Here is a 3,154-nt window from a genome sequence, read left to right as displayed (position 1 = left end):
TATTAAAGTTGAGCAGTTTGATGAAAATGAAAGTTCCCACTAAGGAAACGGGAATAGCAATAGCTGGAATCAGCGTTGCCCGCCAGTTCTGCAAAAACAGATAGATGATCACGATCACAAGCCCGATCGCAATGGCTAGGGAAATGATGACTTCTTCAGTGCCAGCTTCGATGAAACTGGTTGTATCAAAGGCAATCTCATAGTTTAGTCCAGGAGGAAATGTTGGTTTTAACTCCTCTAGGACATGCTTAACAGCTTTTGCCACATCTAGGGCATTCGCATCGGGTAATTGCGATATGCCTAAGCCGATCCCTCTAGTACCATTAAAACGAAGAGCCGAACCATAGTTTTCCGCGCCTAATTCTACACGTCCGACATCACGCAATTTAATTAGCGATCCATCACTGGCGGTTCTAATGACTATTTCTGAAAATTCTTCTGTACTTTTAAGTCTTCCCGTTGCGGAAATGGATAGTTGGTATTGCTGATCTGGCAAATTAGGCTGTTGTCCGATTTGTCCGACCCCAACTTGCAAGTTTTGTTGCTGAATTGCTGACACAACATCTTGAGAAGTAAGTCCCCTAGCTGAAAGACGATTGGGATCTAGCCAAACTCGCATGGCATACTTACGTTCACCAAAGATGACGACATTCCCGACACCTTTGACTTTCTTAATCTCATCGACAATATACAGATCGGCGTAATTACTTAGATATAAATCGTCGTATTCTCCCTTTTCAGAAAATACACCTACTGCAAAGAGAAATCCCGAAGATTCTTTACTAATGGTTACACCAGTTTGCTGCACTGGACTCGGCAGTTGTGCTGTTACCGTAGACACTCGGTTTTGGACATCAACAGCCGCGAGATCCTTATTCTTGTCAAGGTCAAAAATTAGATTGACCGAACTAGTTCCATTATTGGCACTAGTCGAAGTAATATAACGAACTCCTTCAATTCCATTCAATTCTCTTTCGAGAATGTTCGTAACTGTAGATTCGACAACTTCCGCATTTGCGCCGACATAGTTGGCGGTTACAGTTACCTTAGGTGGCGTAATTTCAGGATATTGAGCAACAGGCAATAGAAAGATACAAGCTGTTCCCAATAGCGTGATTATAACAGAGCAGACCGTTGCGAATACAGGTCTTCTGATGAAGAAGTCAGATATTGATAGCAGCATGGGCAGGGTATAGGAACGAAGAGTTTAACGAATAAGCTTAGCCACTGACTGCAATCATAAAATTTAAAGAAATTCGAGTTTGATCAGAATTTCTGTAAATTTTGACTTTTATATCAACGCAAGGCGCTGCAAGATATGAGGCAATAATAACACGCCTGCAATCAGCAAAGCGGCGATCGCCGCAATCAGTACCGCACCAGCGGCGCAGTCCTTGGTGATTTTGGCTAGTTGATGAAATTCACGCCCGACGGTCAAATCAACGACCGCCTCTAAGGCTGTGTTCAATAGCTCTAGGACTAATACTAGAGCGATCGTCAAACTAATGATCGAACAAGCAACGGCGGAGAGATGGAAATATACGCTCAGAGTTAGGGCGATCGCGCCAATGAGTAAATGAATCCGAAAATTTCGCTGGGTACGAAACGCATAACTAACACCCTGCCCAGCATATTTAAAACTTAATAGTAAGTTCGTCGCAATTTGAAAAGAATCATTGCGTTGTGCCGCACTCTGTTCGGTTTCCAATTCATCAGTCTTTGTCATTGGCTCGGATAAGGAAGGCGATTTAAATAAAAATAATCTGGTTAATGGTAAATCATTATTCATGGAGATGATCCCAAATAGACTTTGCCCAGCGATCGCCAAGATGTTCGAGATTTTATGTTCGAGATTGTAATGCTAAGTAGCTAATCGTAAGTAAACTTAAAACCTAGAAGAGCGTATCGTCCGCTACGCGGGCGGTACGCTCTCTCTTTTTGGTTTTTAATTATATTTAACTGCTTAGGAAAATAGTTTACTTAAATTACGCTCACAAATACTTAAGTTATTATTGACTATTTTCTACATGGATCGATCTAGTTTTTATTCCTAAAGGAGTATACATTCTTCTCATCTTTGAGTAATACCAATTCCCAAAAGTGTAGCTACACTTTTGGGAATTAAAACCCAAGCCCAGTAAAGGTTTTAAAATCACAAGCTAGAGTAGTGAAATTAGTTGCAACATAGTATCTTGCTGTGCAAGCATTGCTTCTAAACTTTCGTCATCAGGGTGATCCCAACCTAGTAGGTGCAATAAACCATGAGCCGCTAGCCACGCTAGTTCATAGGTTAAGGAATGCCCTCGCTCCTCAGCCTGACGGATCGCTGTAGTTTGCGAGATGATGATGTCCCCCCAACTGGTTGGCTCGATATAATCAAAATCTTCATAATCATCGATCGGGATCTCAGGTACTGCTGATTCGAGGGCAGCAAAAGATAAAACATCCGTAGGGCGATCTTGCTGGCGATATTGCAAATTTAGTTGTTGAATTGTTAAATCATCGGCGATCGCCAAAGACACCTCGTACTCGCCATCGACGATCGCTCCTTCGGATTGTAAATAATTTGCCCAAATGGTAAACCATTCTTGCCATTGCTCCATGTCGATCGGGTGGCGATCGGCGATTTCTGGATAGATGTCACAATATAAATCAATATTCAAGTTTTCAAGGCCCCATCAAATCAACCATAAATAATAGATTAAAATAGTGATCAAAACCGAGCATCTGTTTGTGTAGCTACAGTCACTTGAATTAGGACAAATCAAAACCCAAGAATTAATTGGCGGCGCTTCGCGCCGCCAATTAATTCTTGGGTTTTATGTTCTAGTACACTTTGGTGTTTAATTCGCGAAAGTGTGACAACACTTTTGTGAGTTAGTATAAGAAACCTTGTGAAAGTGTTGCTTTGCAACACTTTCACAAGGTTTCTTGATTTGGATTTGAGTGCAAAGGGCATTAAATGCAATTAATTGTATTTAATGCCCTTTGCCGCGATTGAAAGTGATTAAAAGTGATTGGCTATTATATAGCAATCCTAAATGAGTTGTGAGAAAAAGCCATAGGTAAAAAGCTTTGGGAAATTAAAAATTTGTCGATGAGTAAAAAACTCAAAAAAGAACTTAACTGTCGCAAAAGATTTACATAAATGATA

The 3,154-nt window shown here is 40.9% G+C and carries 3 protein-coding genes; all 3 read right to left on the bottom strand.

Annotated features, from left to right (window positions below; translation table 11 throughout):
* On the bottom strand, positions 1 to 1,183 hold a 1,183-nt coding region (locus PseudUWO310_RS22535), incomplete at its 3' end, for an efflux RND transporter permease subunit (protein ID WP_190316136.1).
* Positions 1,184 to 1,291: 108 nt separating this feature from the next.
* Positions 1,292 to 1,726 (bottom strand): diacylglycerol kinase family protein, encoded by a 435-nt coding sequence (locus PseudUWO310_RS22530; protein ID WP_143190594.1) that lies wholly within the window; start codon positions 1,724 to 1,726, stop codon positions 1,292 to 1,294.
* A 433-nt stretch (positions 1,727 to 2,159) separates the two neighbouring features.
* Positions 2,160 to 2,663, bottom strand: coding sequence for an rRNA maturation RNase YbeY (gene ybeY / locus PseudUWO310_RS22525; RefSeq protein WP_143190593.1), 504 nt, complete (start codon positions 2,661 to 2,663; stop codon positions 2,160 to 2,162).
* Positions 2,664 to 3,154: the final 491 nt, after the last annotated feature.

The sequence above is a fragment of the Pseudanabaena sp. UWO310 genome (assembly GCF_006861605.1).
Classification (GTDB): domain Bacteria; phylum Cyanobacteriota; class Cyanobacteriia; order Pseudanabaenales; family Pseudanabaenaceae; genus Pseudanabaena.
Note: the sequence above shows the minus strand (reverse complement) of the source record. Positions and strands in the feature narration are given on the sequence as shown.